Raw genomic sequence first — 17,878 nt, 5'->3', positions numbered from 1 at the left:
CGCTCCGGGGACGGGCCTACTCCGCGCCCGCGTTCAGCTGGTTGAGCAGCCGGGCCAGTTCCGCCACCTCGCCGCGGTCCCAGTCGGCGAGCTTGCGCATGTACTGCTCGCGCCGTGCGTCCCGTACCCGCAGGAACCGCTCGCGGCCCTCGTCGGTGAGGCCGACCAGGAAGGCCCGGCCGTCGGCGGGGTCCGGCTCGCGGGCGACCAGGCCCAGCACCTCCAGGGCCCGCAACTGGCGGCTCATGGTGGCCTTGCCGACGCCGAAGTACGCGGCGAGCTCGGTGGCCCGCTGCCGGCCGGCCGCCTCCAGGCGGGTGAGGAGCCCGTACGCGGCGGGCTCCAGCTCGGGGTGCAGCTCACGGGCCATCTCGCCGGAGGAGGCGCGGGCGCGCCGGAGGAAGACGGACAGCTCCCGCTCCAGGGCAAGGAACTCCTGGTCTTCGCTCCCGTGCACGTCCCGCTCCTTCGATGGTGTGTGGGCCGCCAGTATTTCGCAGCGGGCGCGCCGACGGCCCGGGGCCCCGCCGTGGGGGTCCCCCCGGACGGAGTTGGGGGAGGGGACCCGGGCGCCGTGTCGGCCCGCTACGCGGCGGTGGTGAAGGGCACTTCCGCCTGGGCCTGCGCCTGCGCCAGGGCGAGCTCCAGGACTTGGCGCACATCCGTCACCGGGTGCACCTCCAGCCCCTCCAGCACCTCGGCCGGGACGTCGTCCAGGTCGGCCTCGTTGCGCTTGGGGATGATGACGGTGGTCAGCCCGGCCCGGTGCGCGGCGAGCAGCTTCTGCTTGACGCCGCCGATCGGCAGGACCCGCCCGGTCAGCGAGACCTCGCCGGTCATGGCCACGTCCGTGCGCACCTGGCGTCCGGAGAGCAGCGAGGCGAGCGCCGTCGTCATGGTGATGCCCGCGCTCGGGCCGTCCTTGGGCACCGCGCCCGCCGGGAAGTGGATGTGCACGCCCCGGTCCTTCAGGTCGGCCACCGGGAGTTCCAGTTCGGCGCCGTGCGAGCGCAGGAAGCTGAGCGCGATCTGCGCCGACTCCTTCATGACGTCGCCGAGCTGCCCGGTGAGGGTCAGGCCGGCCGCACCCGTCTCGGGATCGGCCAGCGAGGCCTCCACGAACAGCACGTCGCCGCCCGCGCCGGTCACCGCGAGGCCGGTCGCCACACCGGGGACCGCGGTACGCCGTTCCGCCGGGTCCTGGGCGGACTCCGGCACGTGGTGCGGGCGTCCGATCAGGCCGCGCAGGTCGTCGGCGCCGATGCTGAAGGGCAGCTCGCGCTCGCCCAGTTCGTGCTGCGAGGCCACCTTGCGCAGCAGCCGCGCGATGGACCGCTCCAGGGTGCGCACGCCCGCTTCGCGGGTGTACTCGCCGGCGAGCTTCCTGAGCGCCTCCTCCTCCAGGACCACCTCGTCGGCGCCGAGGCCGGTCCGCTCCAGCTGGCGGGGCAGCAGGTGGTCGCGGGCGATGACGACCTTCTCGTCCTCGGTGTACCCGTCGAGGCGGACCAGCTCCATGCGGTCGGCCAGGGCCTCCGGGATGGCCTCCAGGACGTTGGCGGTGGCCAGGAACACCACGTCGCTGAGGTCGAGCTCGACCTCCAGGTAGTGGTCCCGGAAGGTGTGGTTCTGCGCCGGGTCCAGGACTTCCAGCAGGGCGGCGGCCGGGTCCCCGCGGAAGTCGGAGCCCACCTTGTCGATCTCGTCGAGCAGGACGACCGGGTTCATCGAGCCGGCCTCCTTGATGGCCCGGACGATACGGCCCGGCAGGGCGCCGACGTAGGTCCGGCGGTGTCCTCGCACCTCGGCCTCGTCGCGTACGCCGCCGAGCGCGACGCGGACGAACTTGCGGCCCATGGCGTGGGCCACGGACTCGCCCAGGGAGGTCTTGCCGACGCCGGGCGGCCCGACGAGGGCCAGCACGGCCCCGCCGCGGCGGCCGCCGATCACGCCCATGCCGCGCTCGGTGCGCCGCTTGCGCACGGCGAGGTATTCGGTGATGCGGTCCTTCACGTCGCTCAGCCCGGCGTGTTCGGCGTCGAGGACGGCCCGCGCGCCCTGGATGTCGTACCGGTCCTCGGTCCGCTCGTTCCAGGGCAGCTCCAGGACGGTGTCCAGCCAGGTGCGGATCCAGGAGCCCTCCGGGCTCTGGTCGCTGGCCCGCTCCAGCTTGTCGACCTCCTTGAGCGCGGCCTCGCGGACCTTCTCGGGGAGGTCGGCGGCCTCGACGCGGCTGCGGTAGTCGTCGGACTCCTCGCCCTCCTTCTCCCCGTTCAGCTCGCGCAGCTCCTTGCGGACCGCCTCCAGCTGCCGGCGCAGCAGGAACTCGCGCTGCTGCTTGTCGACGCCGTCCTGCACGTCCTTGGCGATGGACTCGGCGACGTCCTGCTCGGCGAGGTGGTCGCTGAGTGCCTTGACGGCGAGCTTGAGCCGGGCGACGGGGTCGGCGGTCTCCAGCAGTTCGACCTTCTGCTCGACCGTCAGGAACGGCGAGTACCCGGAGTTGTCGGCGAGGGCCGACACCCCTTCGATCTGCTGGACCCGGTCGACGACCTGCCAGGCCCCGCGCTTCTTGAGCCAGCTGGTCGCGAGCGCCTTGTACTCCTTGACGAGCTCGGTGACCGCACCCGGCAGCGGGTCCGGCACGTGCTCGTCGACGGTTTCGCCCTCGACCCAGAGCGCGGCCCCGGGCCCGGTCGTCCCGGCGCCGATGCGGACCCGCCCGCGGCCGCGGATGAGCGCGCCGGGGTCCCCGTCGGAGAGCCGCCCCACCTGTTCGACGGTCCCGAGCACACCGGTGCCCGCGTACTTCCCGTCGATCCGCGGCACGAGCAGCACTCGGGGCTTCCCGCTGCCCGCCGCCGCCTGGGCCGCCTCGACGGCCCCGCGCACCTCGGCGTCGGACAGGTCCAGCGGAACGACCATCCCAGGCAGCACGACCTCGTCGTCGAGCGGCAGCACGGGCAGAGTGAGCGTTGCGGACGTCGAAGCCATGATCTTCCCTCCGGCAGTGAAGTTGAGCTATGCCGACTCAATGCATGTGCGCCGCCGGTTGTTCCCCAACCTCCGTTCGCCTGGGGCGAACACCCCCGGATGAACGCCGCCCCGCCGCCGGACGGACGCCCTGGGGTGCGCGGGTCAGGCCGTCGGCTTAGCGTCGCCGTGCGAAGCCTTCGGGCCCGAGACCATACGAGGCGCTGATGACCGATCACCCGCACATCGCCCTCTTCCACCGCACCATGGCCGCCTTCGCCGCGGGCGACATGGATGCACTGGCGGAGCTCTTCCATCCCGACGTGCTGTGGCACGTCGGCGGCAGCAACGTGCTGGCGGGAGACCACCGGGGGCGCGATGCGACGTTCGCGCTGTTCGGCCGGGAGTTCCAGCTGACGGGCGGTACCTACCGTCCGCAGATCCACGACGTGCTCGCCGACGACGACCACACGGTCGCGCTGCTCCACGTCACGGCGACACGTGATGGCAGGACGCTCGACTTGGACTACGCCCTCGTCCTCCACATCCGGGACGGGAGGATCACCGAGGGCTGGGTGCTGACCACCGACCCGCGCGCATACTACGAGTTCTGGTCGTAGGGCCCTGGCTCTTCGACTCCGTCAGCTCCGCGCGGAGACGCGGACGTCGCCCGAGGTGGTCTTCGCCGAGAGGTGGGCGGGAGCCGAGGGGTCCGCGGGGAGCGAGATGTCGCGGGCGCCGGACGTGGTGGTGACCGCGAGCCGGTAGGGGGCCCGGGGAACCCGCAGGGTGACGTCGCCCGAGCCGGTTTCGGCGAGCACCGAGGACGGGGCCTGTGCGAAGTCCAGCCGGGTGTCGCCCGAGTCGGAGCGGATCTCGGCGGTGGGGCCGGCCAGGCCGGAGGCGGTGATCGCGCCCGAGGAGGTACGGGCCTTCAGCGGGCCCGCGATGCGCTCGGCCCGGACCGCGCCGGAGTCGGCCCTCAGCTCGGCCGCCGCCACGCCCGTCACCGTGATGCGGCCGCTGCTGCTCTCCAGCTTGACCGTGGCGGAGGCCGGGACCTCCAGGCGGTAGTCGATGGAGCAGGTGGTGGCGCAGCCGTCGGAGAAGGTGAGCACGCCCGAGGTGACCTGCTGTCCGGGCGTCGGAGCGGTGTCGCCGCGGTAGTGGACGGTTCGGCGGACCGTGACTCCGGGGCCGGATCCGGGGGTGACCTCGATCGAGCCGGACCGGGCGTCCGTGACCTCCACCGCGGAGACGGCCTCGGTGACCGTGGCGTCGGCGGTCGCCGTCTTCCGCGGGCCGTCCCCGAAGGAGCAGCCCGCCAGGAGGAGTCCGGCCCCGAGGGCGACGACTGCGGTGCGGGCGGGGCCAGGTGACACGGCGTAAGAGGTCATGGTCACGAGTCTCGGGCGGGAAGCGCCCGCGGCCGATGGGGCCGGTCCCCGGACCGGTGGTGGGGTTTACCCCCGGTGCGGAACCCGGCCGCCCGCGACCGCCCCCGGCCGCCCGCCCTCAGCCCGTGACCACCGGCCGCTGGTCCGAGGGGATGCCCCACTCGCTCCAGGAGCCGTCGTACACGGCCAGGTCCCGGTAGCCGGCGAGGGTGGCGCCGAGGGCCAGGACGCAGGCCGTCACCCCCGATCCGCAGCTGAAGTAGAGACGCTCCCGGTCGCCGGTCAGCGCGTCGATGGCCGCGCGGAGTTCCTCCGCCGGGCGCATCAGCCCGTCGGGGCGCTGGAGTTCGGCGAAGGGCAGGTTGATCGCGCCCGGCATGTGGCCGCCGCGCAGGCCCGGGCGGGGTTCGGGGGCGGTGCCGGCGAAGCGCTCGCGGGTGCGGGCGTCGAGGACGGCCGCCGCCGGGTCGGCCAGGGCCGCGGCGACGGTGGCGCCGTCGACCAGCAGCCCGGTTCGGGGGCGGGCGGTGAAGGAGCCGCGCGGGCCCTCGTACGCCGGGCCGGTGGCCTCCACGGGCAGGCCGGCGGCCGTCCAGGCGGGCAGTCCCCCGTCGAGCACGGCGGCCCGGTCGAAGCCCATGGCGCGCAGCATCCACCAGGCGCGGGCGCTGGAGTAGACGCCGGCGCCGTCGTAGACGACCACGGTGGAGGTGTCGTCGACGCCGAGGGCCCGCATCGCCTCGGCGAACCGGGCGGCGCCCGGCATGGTGTGCGGGGCGGGGGCGTCGTGGTCGGACAGCTCCCCGTCGAGGTCGAAGGGGCGGGCGCCCGGAATCCGGTGGGCGGCGCCGCGGTGGGCGCCGACGGAGGCGTCGAAGAGCACCAGCCCGGGCGCGGCGAGCCGCTCCGCGAGCCAGCCCGCGCCGACCAGCGGTCCGGGGTTCTCGGAATCGGCCCCTCGGGACGTGGAGTTCTGGGACGTGGGCATACGGCGCCTCCTGTGTGAACCGGGTCGCCCCATCCTCGCAACCGGCCCGGCGCGAGTACGTGTCCGAGCCTGATCAGGGCTCAGGGCTCACGGCCCAGGGCTCACGGCTCACGGCTCACGGCTCACGGCCCAGGGCTCACGGCTCACGGCTCACGGCTCACGGCTCACGGCTCACGGTCCGCGCAGCCTCCCGGCCTCGCGTACACGGCGACCCGCGCTCCGCGTACCTCCGTGACCGAGCACCGGTCGAACCAGGCGGCCAGCGTCTGCCGTTTCACCGCCTCCCGCGGGTACGGGTCCAGTGGCTGGTCGGCCGGGTCCAGGAGGGCGATCACCCGCGGGGAGTCGATCAGCGCCTCCCGGAGGGCCGGCGACGGCAGCTCGGTGCCCTGCAGGCTGCGCGAAGCCGCCGGGCCGCGGTCCAGGGCCACGTCGCGCAGCTCCCCGTAGACCCGCGGCGAGGACAGCAGCCACTCGCGCCGCCGTGACGGCAGGAAGACCACCGCGTCCCCCGGCCGGGCCTGCTCCCGGACCGCGGCGGCCACCGCGAGTACGTCGTCCTTGCGGCTCTCGGGCGTACGCAGCCACGCCGACCAGAAGCCGAAGGGCACGAGGAGGGCGGCGACCGCGAGCCACGGCCACCAGCCGCGGACCGACGCCAGCCGGGCCCCCGCCAGCAGGGCGAGCCCGGCCAGCGCGTAGAGCACGTACCGGTCGACGTACCAGGGGTCGAGGAGGGAGACCGCCATCAGCAGGCCGGGCGGCAGCAGCGCGAGCGGCAGCGCCACCCGTACGAGCCCTCCCGGCGCTCTCCGCGCCAGCAGCAGGGCGGCCGCCGCGAGGACCCCGTACGCCGCCCAGTCCTGCCAGGCCGGCCGCCCGAGCCAGCCGAGCTGCTGCTGCGCCTGCCGCGCGCTCACCAGGGCCAGCGGCAGCAGCAGCGCCACGACGGCCCCGGCGGCGAGGCGCCAGCCGCGCGAGCGCCAGGCGGTGAAACCGTGCGCGAGGAGGGCCAGTACCGCGAACTCGTGCAGCCAGCAGCCGAGCAGCAGCACCACCGCGTACGCCGCCCACCGCTCGCGCAGCATCAGGTACGTCGCCCACACCACGGCCGCGGCGACCAGGGCGTAGGAGCGGCCCTCCTGGGCGTACATCTGCACCGGCGGCAGCACGGCGTAGCCGAGCCCGGCGATCAGCCCGGCCCGCTCCCCCGCGAGCCGGCGGCCGATCGCGGCCACCCCGGCGGCCGCGAGGGCGGTGGCGGCGACGGAGGGCAGCCGCAGGGCCCACAGGCCGCCGTCCCAGGCCAGGAACACGCCGTGCATGAGCAGGTAGTACAGGCCGTGGACGGCGTCCACCTGGCCCAGCAGCTCCCAGAGCCCGCCGAGCGGCCGGTGGGCCACCTGCCAGGTGACCGACTCGTCGCGCCACATGCTGCCGCGCCGCTCCAGGCCCCAGAGGCCGAGGAGGACGGCGACCAGCGGGGGCAGGGCGCGCCGGGACCACGGGGCGATGCGGGTGATGGCTGCCTCCGGGTGCTGTCGGAACGGGCGTGGGGACTCCATACTCGGGGTTCGGGGGGAGTACCTGCGGAGGTGGGTGTGCGAGCGTTCCGAGCGGTGGCGGGAGCGGTGCTGGGCGCGGTGGTCCTGGCGGGATGCGGGGCGTCCGGTTCCGGCGGGGGCGACGACGCGCCTCCGACGCCCCGGCAGGCCCCCACGGCGGCCCCGACCGGCCCGACAGCCCCCGCGGCCTCGACGGGCCCGTCGCCGGGCGGCGCCGCGAGCCCGACGGCCGACAAGCCCCCCGCCGCGGACGAGACCCTGGTCCGGGTGAGCCGCAGCGGCGGCTACGCGGGCCAGACCCACACGCTCATCGTCAAGGGCGACGGCTCGTGGACCCGGCTGGACGGCAAGGCGCAGCCGGAGGGCGCCGGAAAGCTGTCGGAAGCCGGGCTGGCCGCGCTGCGCACCGCCCTCCGTGAGGCGGACTTCGCGAGGCTGCCCCGGATCTCGACGGGCGAGGGCAAGGTCTTCGACGGATTCATGTACGCCTTCGTGCACGGCGGCTACGAGGTTGCCGCCGCCGAGGAGGCCCTGGCGCCGGCCCTGCGCACGGTGCTGGACGCGCTCCCGCCGTTCACTGCGAGCTAGACCTATTACGCCGCCCGCTGCGCGAGTGCTCGGCCTGTTCGAGAACCGTTCCTAGCGATGTTGACCGGTCTTGGCCACATCGCTGTAAACCGGACTTGCCGGTTGTCTCCCCGAACGGTCTTGGGAGACCGGGAACAGCGCGAGCTGGTCGCTTCGGCTCCAGCAGGTCTTGGTGCCGGAATCCCGTACGTGGATCCGGACGTGGCGGCCGAGACGGTGGGCCGGGCCGATTTCACGTCGCTGGGCGCCGCGGCGCAGCGCCGCTCGCTCACGGTCCTGACAAATCCGGAGGGATTCCTTCCGCTCTCCGCGAAACTCTCCGCCCGATCCGCGCGATCCACGCGATCCGCGCGACCGGCCGGACCGAGGCTGTACGTGCGGAACGTGGACGAGGCCGTCGCCGCCGAGTACGGCGAGGTCGTCGCCGACCCGGCCGACGCCGATCTGGCCGTGCTGCGCCTGCGGACCCCGCACGAGCCGCGCGAAAACATCTTCGAGTCCTTCTTCCACTCGGGCTCCCTCGCCTTCCCCGAGCCCGAACTCGCCGAGATCCTGAGCCTGCTGGACCGGGTCCCGACCCTGGTCTGCATCAACCTGGAACGGCCCGCCGTCATCCCGGAGATCGCCGAACGCGCGGCGGCCCTGATCGCCGACTACGGCGCCGCCGACGCCGCCCTGCTGGACGTGGCCTTCGGCCGTGCCGTCCCCGGGGGCCGCCTCCCCTTCGAGCTCCCCCGCTCGATGCGGGCCGTCGAGGCCTCGCGCCCCGACGTCCCGAACGACACGGAGAACCCGGTCTTCCCCCACGGATACGGACTGTCGATGTAGGGCACACGGACAGCGAGGCGGCCTCGCCGCCCCGCCCGCCGGGTGCCGGTCCAGTGGGGGGTCCGGCACCCGGTACATCCCCCCCACTACCAGGATGATCAGCACAAATGCCCTGTCCGAACCCCGCATAGCCGCAGGCCGGTGCCTCCTCTACGCTGCACCCCACCACGCAGATCTTCATGGGGCGGGACCGGGACATGGAACAGACACACACCACCCACAACGGCGCCTCGGCGACCCCCGGCGCCCAGCGGCGCGTACTCGTCGTCGAGGACGACCACACCATCGCCGAGGCGATCGCGGCCCGCCTGCGGGCCGAGGGCTTCCAGGTGCAGACGGCCGCGGACGGCCCGGCCGCCGTCGCCGCGGCCGAGAGCTGGCTGCCCGAGCTGCTGGTCCTCGACATCATGCTGCCGGGCTTCGACGGCCTGGAGGTCTGCCGCCGGGTCCAGGCCCAGCGGCCGGTCCCGGTGCTGATGCTCACCGCCCGGGACGACGAGACCGACCTGCTGGTCGGGCTGGGGGTCGGCGCCGACGACTACATGACGAAGCCGTTCTCGATGCGCGAGCTGGCCGCGCGGGTCCACGTACTGCTGCGGCGCGTGGAACGGGCCACCCTGGCCGCGCACGCCCCCCGCGGGGCCACGCTGCGCCTGGGCGACCTGGAGATCGACCACGCGCAGCGCCGGGTCCGGGTGCAGGCCGAGGACGTGCACCTGACGCCGACCGAGTTCGACCTGCTGGTGTGCCTGGCCGGCACCCCGCGGGCGGTGCTCTCGCGGGAGCAGCTGCTGGCCGAGGTGTGGGACTGGGCCGACGCGTCCGGGACCCGTACGGTCGACAGCCACATCAAGGCCCTGCGCCGCAAGATCGGCGCGGAGCGGATCCGTACGGTCCACGGCGTCGGGTACGCCCTGGAGACCCCGGCGCAGGCGTGAGCGGCGCACCCAGGCCGAGGTCCGTCGGCGCCCTGCGGCCCTTCTCACCGTTCTCGATCAAGACCAAGCTGGGCACCCTGGTGGTGGTCTCGGTCTTCATCACGACGGGCCTGCTGCTGGTGGCCCTGCGCACCGACACCGAGCTGCGGTTCATCACCGTCTTCTCGGTGATCGCCTCGATGCTGATCACCCAGTTCGTGGCGCACAGCCTGACCTCGCCGCTGGACGACATGACGACGGTGGCCCGGGCGATATCCCAGGGCGACTACACCCGCCGGGTGCGCGGCGCCGGGCGCCGCGACGAGCTGGGCGACCTGGCTTCCACGATCAACCTGATGGCGGACGACCTGGAGGCGGTGGACCGGCACCGCAAGCTGCTGGTCGCCAACGTCTCGCACGAGCTGCGCACGCCGATCGCGGCGCTGCGGGCGGTGCTGGAGAACGTGGTGGACGGGGTCTCGGCCGCCGATCCGGAGACCATGCGCACGATGCTGAAGCAGACCGAGCGCCTCGGCCGGCTCGTGGAGACGCTGCTGGACCTCTCCCGGGTGGACAACGGGGTGGTCCCGCTGCGCGCCCGCCGCTTCGAGGTGTGGCCGTACCTGTCGGGGGTGCTGAAGGAGTCGGCGCTGGCGGCCGCGGGCCGGCCGGGGCTGTCCAGCGGATCCGGCGGGCACACCCGCAACGACGTGCACCTGCACCTGGACGTGTTCCCGCCCGAGCTGACGGCGTACGCGGACGCCGAGCGGCTGCACCAGGTGGTGGCGAACCTGATCGACAACGCGGTCAAGCACAGCCCCCCGCACGGCCGGGTCACGGTCCGCGCGCGGACCGGCGAGACGCCCGGCAGCCTGGCGCTGGAGGTACGGGACGAAGGTCCCGGCATCCCCGAGGCGGAGCGGCACCGGGTCTTCGAGCGGTTCAACCGCGGCAGCGCGCGCGGCGGTGACGGCGGCACCGGACTGGGCCTGGCGATCGCCCGCTGGGCCGTGGAACTGCACGGGGGGCGGATCGGAGTGGCCGAATCGTCACGGGGCTGTCGCATCCTCGTCACGCTTCCGGGCAGCTCGTAGGCGCCGCGTTGACGTAGGGTTCGAGTGGGAAGGACATGATCTCGGCCACACGTGCCCGGGGTCCGTCAGGGGTGCGAAGCCAGGAGGCCGCAACCTCGGTGCCCCCTACCCGAACCACACTTGTTTCCCGCCATTCCAGGCAGTGAAACCCGCCGTTCGATGTGACCTGCATGACGGAAGTCCCGCCCGGTCTGCATCTCACGGCCCAGGAGGCGTAGCCTTTATTCCCGCTGTCCATACCTTGTGAAGCGGAAGAGGGCGGTTGCCGCCGTGTCGCCACAGTCCCCCAGTAACTCGAGCACCAAGACCGAAGCAGGAGAGGGCGGGAAGAACCCCGCCTCAGGCTTCGGTGCCAATGAGTGGCTCGTCGACGAGATCTATCAGCAGTACCTCCAGGACCCGAACTCGGTCGACCGGGCCTGGTGGGACTTCTTCGCCGACTACAAGCCGGGGGGCGCTGTCGCTCCGGTGAAGGCCGAAGAGCCGAAGAAGTCCCCTGCGACGACGGACGGCGCCTCCGCACAGGCCGCCACCACCGTCACCGCAGCCCCGCAGGCCGCCGACGCCGCCGTCACGGGGGCGGCGAGCGCCGCGCCCGCTCCCGCCGCCGCGCCCACGCCTGTGTCAGCTCCTGCCCCTGCTCCTGCCACCCCCTCTGGTGCCCCTGCTGTGACTGTCACCTCCCAGGCCCCGGCCGCCGCACCGGCCGCGCCCGCCCCCTCCGCTCCCGCAGCCCCCAAGCAGGCCGCGCCCGCCACCGAGGCCCCCGCGGGCCCCGAGCTGGTGACGCTCCGCGGCCCGGCTGCCGCTGTGGCGAAGAACATGAACGCCTCCCTGGAGGTGCCGACGGCCACGTCCGTCCGCGCCGTCCCGGTGAAGCTGCTGTTCGACAACCGCATCGTCATCAACAACCACCTGAAGCGCGCCCGGGGCGGGAAGATCTCCTTCACCCACCTCATCGGCTACGCGATGGTGCAGGCCATCAAGGCCATGCCGTCGATGAACTACTCCTTCGCGGAGAAGGACGGCAAGCCCACCCTGGTCAAGCCGGAGCACATCAACTTCGGTCTCGCGATCGACCTGGTGAAGCCGAACGGCGACCGCCAGCTGGTCGTCGCCGGCATCAAGAAGGCCGAGACCCTCAACTTCTTCGAGTTCTGGCAGGCCTACGAGGACATCGTCCGCCGCGCCCGTGTCGGCAAGCTGACGATGGACGACTTCACCGGCGTCACCGTCTCGCTGACCAACCCCGGCGGCCTGGGCACCGTGCACTCCGTGCCCCGCCTGATGCCCGGACAGTCGGTCATCATGGGCGTCGGCTCCATGGACTACCCCGCCGAGTTCCAGGGCACCTCGCAGGACACCCTGAACAAGCTGGGCATCTCCAAGGTCATGACCCTGACCTCGACCTACGACCACCGGGTCATCCAGGGCGCGGCCTCCGGCGAGTTCCTGCGCATCGTCGCGAACCTGCTGCTCGGCGAGAACGGCTTCTACGACGGCGTCTTCGAGTCGCTGCGCATCCCGTACGAGCCGGTCCGCTGGAACCGCGACATCGACGCCTCGCACGACGACGACGTCACGAAGGCCGCCCGCGTCTTCGAGCTGATCCACTCCTACCGGGTCCGCGGCCACGTCATGGCCGACACCGACCCGCTGGAGTACAAGCAGCGCAAGCACCCCGACCTCGACATCACCGAGCACGGCCTCACCCTGTGGGACCTGGAGCGCGAGTTCGCGGTCGGCGGCTTCTCCGGCAAGTCGATGATGAAGCTCCGCGACATCCTCGGCGTGCTGCGCGACTCGTACTGCCGCACCACCGGCGTCGAGTTCATGCACATCCAGGACCCGAAGCAGCGCCGCTGGATCCAGGACCGCATCGAGCGCCCGCACTCCAAGCCGGAGCGCGAGGAGCAGCTGCGCATCCTGCGCCGTCTGAACGCGGCGGAGGCCTTCGAGACCTTCCTGCAGACGAAGTACGTCGGCCAGAAGCGCTTCTCGCTGGAGGGCGGCGAGTCCGTCATCCCGCTGCTCGACGCCGTCATCGACTCGGCCGCCGAGGCCCGCCTCGAAGAGGTCGTCATCGGCATGGCCCACCGCGGCCGCCTGAACGTGCTGGCGAACATCGTCGGCAAGTCGTACGCGCAGATCTTCCGCGAGTTCGAGGGCAACCTCGACCCGAAGTCCATGCACGGCTCCGGCGACGTCAAGTACCACCTGGGCGCCGAGGGCACCTTCACGGGCCTGGACGGCGAGCAGATCAAGGTCTCGCTCGTCGCGAACCCCTCGCACCTGGAGGCGGTCGACCCGGTCCTGGAGGGTGTCGCCCGCGCCAAGCAGGACGTCATCAACAAGGGCGGCACGGACTTCACCGTCCTGCCGCTGGCCCTGCACGGCGACGCGGCCTTCGCGGGCCAGGGTGTGGTTGCCGAGACGCTGAACATGTCGCAGCTGCGCGGCTACCGCACCGGCGGCACCGTGCACGTGGTCATCAACAACCAGGTCGGCTTCACCGCCGCCCCGGAGTCCTCGCGTTCGTCGATGTACGCGACCGACGTGGCCCGCATGATCGAGGCGCCGATCTTCCACGTGAACGGCGACGACCCGGAGGCCGTGGTCCGCGTGGCGCGGCTCGCCTTCGAGTTCCGTCAGGCGTTCAACAAGGACGTGGTCATCGACCTCATCTGCTACCGCCGCCGCGGCCACAACGAGTCCGACAACCCGGCGTTCACGCAGCCGCTGATGTACGACCTCATCGACAAGAAGCGCTCGGTGCGCAAGCTGTACACCGAGTCCCTCATCGGTCGCGGCGACATCACGCTGGAAGAGGCCGAGCAGGCGCTCCAGGACTTCCAGGGCCAGCTGGAGAAGGTCTTCGCGGAGGTCCGCGAGGCCGCCACGGCTCCCGCCGGCGCCCCGGTGGCGCCCGCGCAGGTCGCGCAGGAGTTCCCGGTCGCCGTGAACACCGCGGTCTCCCAGGAGGTCGTCAAGCGGATCGCCGAGTCCCAGGTCAACATCCCCGACCACGTCACCGTCCACCCGCGTCTGCTGCCCCAGCTGCAGCGCCGCGCGGCGATGATCGACGAGGGCACCATCGACTGGGGCATGGGCGAGACCCTGGCCTTCGGCTCGCTGCTGATGGAGGGCACCCCGGTCCGGCTGTCCGGCCAGGACTCCCGCCGCGGCACGTTCGGCCAGCGCCACGCGGTCCTCATCGACCGCGAGACCGGCGAGGACTACACCCCGCTGCAGTACCTGTCGGACGACCAGGCCCGCTACAACGTCTACGACTCGCTGCTCTCCGAGTACGCGGCCATGGGCTTCGAGTACGGCTACTCGCTGGCCCGCCCGGACGCGCTGGTCCTCTGGGAGGCCCAGTTCGGTGACTTCGTCAACGGCGCGCAGACCGTCGTCGACGAGTTCATCTCCTCGGCCGAGCAGAAGTGGGGCCAGACCTCCGGCGTCACGCTGCTCCTGCCGCACGGCTACGAGGGCCAGGGCCCGGACCACTCGTCCGCGCGTCCCGAGCGCTTCCTCCAGATGTGCGCGCAGGACAACATGACGGTCGCGATGCCGACCCTGCCGTCGAACTACTTCCACCTGCTGCGCTGGCAGGTCCACAACCCGCACCACAAGCCGCTCATCGTCTTCACCCCGAAGTCGATGCTGCGTCTGAAGGCGGCGGCGTCGAAGGCGGAGGAGTTCACGAACGGTTCGTTCCGTCCGGTCATCGGGGACACCGCGGTGGACCCGAGCGCGGTCCGCAAGGTCGTCTTCTGCGCGGGCAAGTTCTACTACGACCTGGAAGCCGAGCGCGAGAAGCGCGGCATCACGGACACCGCGATCGTCCGCATCGAGCGGCTGTACCCGCTGGCGGGCGCGGAACTCCAGGCGGAGATCGCCAAGTTCCCGAACGCGGCGAAGTACATCTGGGCGCAGGAGGAGCCGGCGAACCAGGGTGCGTGGCCGTTCATCGCGCTGAACCTGATCGACCACCTCGACCTGGCGGTCGGCGCGGAGGTCCCGACGGGCGAGCGCCTGCGGCGCATCTCGCGGCCGCACGGCTCGTCGCCGGCCGTCGGCTCGGCGAAGCGCCACCAGGCGGAGCAGCAGCTCCTGCTGAACGAGGTCTTCGAGGCGTAGTCGCTGCGCGGCTCAGCAGCACGGAAGGCCCGGCCCCCCTCGGGGGAGCCGGGCCTTCCGGCCGTTTCGGGCTGCGCCGGGGCTGGCTGCCGCTGGGCACATCCAGCCCCGCCGAAGCTGGTTGCCCGCAGGGCACATCCAGCCCCGCCGAAGGTGGTTGCCCGCAGGGCACATCCAGCCCCGGCGGGGGGGGGGGGGGGGGGGGGGGGGGGGGGGGGGGCGGGCGCCGCCCCCCCCCCCCCCGCGGGGGGGGGGGGGGGGGGGGGGGGGGGGCCCCCCCCCCCCCCGAAACCCGGCTCCGCCGGGCACGGGCTCCGCCCGGACCCGCTCCTCAAACGCCGGCGGGGCTGGATGTGGCTGATGCCGCCCGCAGGGCCGGGGGCTACGGCTGGGGCTCGAAGTCCCAGTACGGGCGGGTCTGTTGGCGGGCCGAGACCGTGTGGACGTGTTGGGGGCCCAGCGTACGGATGAGGCCCTTGATGCCCGCCTCCTCGTGCTTGCCCGCCTCCGCGTCCTCCCGTACCGACCGGAGGTCCGCCGCCAGCGCGATCTGCGCGCTCAGCGTCATCGGGTGGTCCGGGCCCAGCACCTGCTCGGCGGTGCGCAGCGTCTCCCGGCTCAGGTCCAGCGCGTCCTCCAGGCGCCCCGTGATGTTGCGGTGCCCGGTGGCGTTCAGGGCGCAGCCCAGCGTCCAGGGGTGCCGGTCCCCCAGCGCGCCCCGCATGCCGACCAGCGCCTGCTCCGCGAGCGAAAGGGCCTCCACCCGCTCGCCCTGGGCGCGCAGCACCAGGCCGAGGTTGCCGACCGTGCCGATGCTGTACGGGTGGGCGAGGCCCAGCTGGGACTGGTAGCCGCGGACCACGTCCTCGGAGATCCGGCGGGCCTCGCCGATGTCCCCGTACTCCCTGAGGTAGGTGGCGTAGTCGGAGGCCACCATCAGCGTCCACGGGTAGTCGACCCCGAAGACCCGCGTGGCCCGCTCCCACACGGCCCGCAGCCGCATGCCCGCACCGGGGATGTCCCCGGAACGCCGCAGGCACAGCCCGAGGTTGTGCTCGGCGCGCAGGGTCTGCGGGTGGCCCAGCCCCAGCACCTGGGTGTTGAGCTTGAGCCCCTGTTCCTGCCGGGTCTGCGCCTCCCGGTAGCGGCCCATCATCCGCAGTCCCATGGCGCAGGCGATGCCGGAGGAGAGGGTGGAGATGTGCTGCGCCCGCAGGACCCGCTCGCGGCGGCGCAGGGTGTCCAGGTCGAGGTCGTACGCGTCCTGGTAGCGGCCCAGCAGCCGGTAGGTGGCGGCCAGGTTGTTCTGGGCGCCGAGCGTGGTCGAGTCGTCCTCGCCGAGCAGCTCGCGGTACGTGGCCAGGCAGTGCTCGAAGATCTCGCGGGCCGGCTCGAACTTGGCGATGCACAGCAGGACTCCGCCGTACGCGCTGCTGGCGCGCAGGGTCTCCAGGTCGCGCTCGCCGCGTTCCGAGGCGAGCCGGTCGGCGACGGCCTTGGTGAGGGTCTCGGCGCGGCGGAAGAGGCCGAGGTTGCGCAGGGCTCCGCCGTACTGGTAGCTGAGCTCGCGGACCTTGGGGTGGTCCTCGCCGAGCGTGGCCCGCCAGGCCTGGTCGGTCTCCTCGGAGAGCCGCAGGCAGGTGCGGTACTCCCCGGCGAGGATCAGGTAGCGCAGGCAGTGCAGCAGGAAGTTCTGGATGCGCGGGTTGCTGCTGGTCAGCACCCCGGAGGTGGCCAGGTGCGGGATGAGTTCGGCGTAGCGGGGCCACAGCCGGGAGTCGGAGGGCCGGCCGGGGTCGGCGGCGGCGAGGACCTGGCGGACGGCGCGGGAGAGCGGTTCGGCCTCGTCCTCGGAGAGGTTGTCGCGGACGATGCCGTGGACCATGCGGTGCAGCTGTACGGTCTCCAGCCCGCCGCCGCCCTCCTCCACGGGCAGGTCGGAGTACTCCAGACGGACCACGGAGAACTGGACGAGCTTGTTGAGGGCCGCGTTCCACCGGATCTGGTCGTTGATCAGCCCGGCGAGCTCCTCGGGCACCTCGTCGGCGGGGAACTCGCGCAGCAGCCGCAGCGGCACCGGCCCGGGTGCGAAGAAGACGAACAGCCTTAGCAGGGAGAGCGCGTCGGGGAAGTTCTCCCGGACGTTGTTGAGCAGTATGGCCAGGGCCGTGGGGAAGGGCAGCGGGTAGTCGTCGGAGACGGTGACGGCCTCGCGGGAGTCCAGCCGGCGCTGGAGCAGCGCCAGGTAGTCGCCGACGGTCAGCGGGGAGTCGGCGAGCCAGCCGGCGGTCTGGTCGAGGGCGAGCGGGTAGTCCTCCAGGGCCTCGGCGAGCTGGTCGGCCTCCACGGCGGTGAGCCGCAGCGCGCGGCGGCGGATGAAGGTGATGGACTCGGGGCGGGCGTAGAGCGGGACTTCGACGAGGCTGGTGTGCCGGGAGGCCCATTCGCGGTTGCGTGAGGTGATGATGACGTCGCCCGCGCCGGTGGGCAGCAGGTCGGTGAGGTCGTCGGGGTTGTCGCAGCCGTCGAAGACCATCAGCCAGCGGCTGTACGGGGATCCGCGCCGCAGCGCCTCCAGGACGGCCCGGATCTGCTCGCCGTAGCTGCCGGCGCCGCGCGGCAGGCCGAGGGCGGGGGCCAGGTCGGCGAGGCGTTCGCGCAGGGTGGGCCGGTCCTCGGCGGGGACCCACCACACCACGTCGTACTCGGAGGCGAAGCGGTAGGCGTACTCGGTGGCGACCTGGGTCTTGCCGACGCCTGAGAGCCCCAGGAGGGTGACGGTGGAGGCGCCGGCCGGGGCTTCGGCGAGCGCCGCACGCAGGGTGCCGATGACGTCGTTGCGGCCGGTGAACCGGGGGTTGCGGCGCGGCACCCGGCCCCAGATCTCGGGCGGGTCGTTGGGGAAGCGGGGGCCGCGGCGGCCGGTCTCGGTGCCGATCCGGTCGGTGGGCAGCTCCAGGCGGCGCAGCACGCGGTACTCGGCCTCGTACGCGTCCAGGCCCCACAGGTCGGTCTTCTCCAGGACGGCGACGGCGCTGGGCAGCGGGGCGTCGGTGAGGCAGACCGCCGCGAACCGGTCGGGGTGGCGGTCGGTGACCGCGCGCAGGGCGGTGTTCCACTCCTCGTCCGTGTGGGTGCCGGCGGAGAAGTAGCGTTCGCTGAGGACGAGGAGGACCCGGCTGCCGGAGCGGGCGAGGTCGTCGAGGGCCTGGGCGAGGCCGGGGCTGTTCTGCGGGTCCCAGCGCTGGAGGGCGACGCGGTGGCCGTGCTCCTCCAGCCGGTGGGCGATCCACACGGCCCAGGGCCGGTTGAACCCCGCGAAGCTGATGACGAAGCGCTGCGGCCCAGCGGCTGAGGTGGTCTGGTCCTGCCGACTACCGGTCAT

General features: G+C 72.9%; 12 protein-coding genes. 6 read left to right on the top strand and 6 right to left on the bottom strand.

Annotation, left to right across the window (positions count from 1 at the left end; translation table 11 throughout):
- Window positions 1-16 precede the first annotated feature (16 nt).
- On the bottom strand, window positions 17-493 hold the full coding sequence (locus ACGFYQ_RS05405) for a MarR family winged helix-turn-helix transcriptional regulator (protein WP_393740901.1): 477 nt from the start codon (window positions 491-493) through the stop codon (window positions 17-19).
- Window positions 494-585: 92 nt separating this feature from the next.
- The gene (gene lon / locus ACGFYQ_RS05400) at window positions 586-2,994 is read right to left on the bottom strand and encodes an endopeptidase La (protein ID WP_393740197.1); all 2,409 of its coding nucleotides are present in this window, start codon (window positions 2,992-2,994) and stop codon (window positions 586-588) included.
- 206 nt (window positions 2,995-3,200) lie between these two features.
- Between lon and ACGFYQ_RS05395 the strand changes: the two genes are divergently transcribed.
- Window positions 3,201-3,593: a nuclear transport factor 2 family protein gene (locus ACGFYQ_RS05395; protein WP_393740195.1), complete on the top strand. Its 393-nt coding sequence runs from the start codon at window positions 3,201-3,203 to the stop codon at window positions 3,591-3,593.
- 21 nt (window positions 3,594-3,614) lie between these two features.
- On the opposite strand, the gene ACGFYQ_RS05390 is transcribed toward ACGFYQ_RS05395, so the two are convergent.
- The 3 genes from ACGFYQ_RS05390 to ACGFYQ_RS05380 all read right to left on the bottom strand — a co-directional run bounded on the left by ACGFYQ_RS05390 (window position 3,615) and on the right by ACGFYQ_RS05380 (window position 6,923).
- Window positions 3,615-4,370: a DUF4097 domain-containing protein gene (locus tag ACGFYQ_RS05390; RefSeq protein WP_393740193.1), complete on the bottom strand. Its 756-nt coding sequence runs from the start codon at window positions 4,368-4,370 to the stop codon at window positions 3,615-3,617.
- A gap of 118 nt (window positions 4,371-4,488) precedes the next feature.
- Window positions 4,489-5,358, bottom strand: coding sequence for a sulfurtransferase (locus tag ACGFYQ_RS05385; RefSeq protein WP_393740191.1), 870 nt, complete (start codon window positions 5,356-5,358; stop codon window positions 4,489-4,491).
- Between the two features lie 164 nt (window positions 5,359-5,522).
- Window positions 5,523-6,923 carry a hypothetical protein gene (locus ACGFYQ_RS05380; RefSeq protein WP_393740189.1) on the bottom strand — a complete coding sequence of 467 codons (1,401 nt, stop codon included), beginning with the start codon at window positions 6,921-6,923 and terminating at the stop codon, window positions 5,523-5,525.
- 36 nt (window positions 6,924-6,959) lie between these two features.
- On the opposite strand from ACGFYQ_RS05380, the gene ACGFYQ_RS05375 reads away from it, so the two are divergent.
- From ACGFYQ_RS05375 to ACGFYQ_RS05355, 5 genes are all read left to right on the top strand, one after another.
- Window positions 6,960-7,511 (top strand): hypothetical protein, encoded by a 552-nt coding sequence (locus tag ACGFYQ_RS05375; protein WP_393740187.1) that lies wholly within the window; start codon window positions 6,960-6,962, stop codon window positions 7,509-7,511.
- Between the two features lie 189 nt (window positions 7,512-7,700).
- Entirely contained in the window at window positions 7,701-8,339 is a 639-nt protein-coding gene (locus tag ACGFYQ_RS05370) for a glycoside hydrolase family 3 C-terminal domain-containing protein (protein ID WP_393740185.1), read from the top strand.
- 197 nt (window positions 8,340-8,536) lie between these two features.
- Complete coding sequence (locus ACGFYQ_RS05365; RefSeq protein ID WP_328927608.1) at window positions 8,537-9,277, top strand: response regulator transcription factor; 741 nt, start codon at window positions 8,537-8,539, stop codon at window positions 9,275-9,277.
- On the top strand, window positions 9,274-10,350 hold the full coding sequence (locus ACGFYQ_RS05360) for an ATP-binding protein (RefSeq protein WP_393740182.1): 1,077 nt from the start codon (window positions 9,274-9,276) through the stop codon (window positions 10,348-10,350). The genes ACGFYQ_RS05365 and ACGFYQ_RS05360 overlap by 4 nt, the downstream gene beginning before the upstream one ends.
- Before the next feature lie 270 nt (window positions 10,351-10,620).
- On the top strand, window positions 10,621-14,493 hold the full coding sequence (locus ACGFYQ_RS05355) for a multifunctional oxoglutarate decarboxylase/oxoglutarate dehydrogenase thiamine pyrophosphate-binding subunit/dihydrolipoyllysine-residue succinyltransferase subunit (protein ID WP_393740180.1): 3,873 nt from the start codon (window positions 10,621-10,623) through the stop codon (window positions 14,491-14,493).
- Between the two features lie 382 nt (window positions 14,494-14,875).
- Here ACGFYQ_RS05355 and fxsT read toward each other — a convergent pair whose 3' ends face one another.
- Window positions 14,876-17,878, bottom strand: a complete 3,003-nt coding sequence (gene fxsT, locus ACGFYQ_RS05350; protein WP_393740178.1) for an FxSxx-COOH system tetratricopeptide repeat protein — start codon at window positions 17,876-17,878, stop codon at window positions 14,876-14,878.

The sequence above is a fragment of the Streptomyces sp. NPDC048258 genome, from assembly GCF_043201995.1.
Taxonomy (GTDB): domain Bacteria; phylum Actinomycetota; class Actinomycetes; order Streptomycetales; family Streptomycetaceae; genus Streptomyces.
Note: the sequence above shows the minus strand (reverse complement) of the source record. Positions and strands in the feature narration are given on the sequence as shown.

Coding starts and splice junctions, on each gene's coding strand:
- lon (WP_393740197.1), bottom strand. CDS start 2,994: ATGGCTTCGACGTCCGCAACGCTCACTCTGCCCGTGCTGCCGCTCGAC.
- ACGFYQ_RS05395 (WP_393740195.1), top strand. CDS start 3,201: ATGACCGATCACCCGCACATCGCCCTCTTCCACCGCACCATGGCCGCC.
- ACGFYQ_RS05390 (WP_393740193.1), bottom strand. CDS start 4,370: ATGACCTCTTACGCCGTGTCACCTGGCCCCGCCCGCACCGCAGTCGTC.
- ACGFYQ_RS05385 (WP_393740191.1), bottom strand. CDS start 5,358: ATGCCCACGTCCCAGAACTCCACGTCCCGAGGGGCCGATTCCGAGAAC.
- ACGFYQ_RS05380 (WP_393740189.1), bottom strand. CDS start 6,923: ATGGAGTCCCCACGCCCGTTCCGACAGCACCCGGAGGCAGCCATCACC.
- ACGFYQ_RS05365 (WP_328927608.1), top strand. CDS start 8,537: ATGGAACAGACACACACCACCCACAACGGCGCCTCGGCGACCCCCGGC.
- fxsT (WP_393740178.1), bottom strand. CDS start 17,878: ATGACCGGTAGTCGGCAGGACCAGACCACCTCAGCCGCTGGGCCGCAG.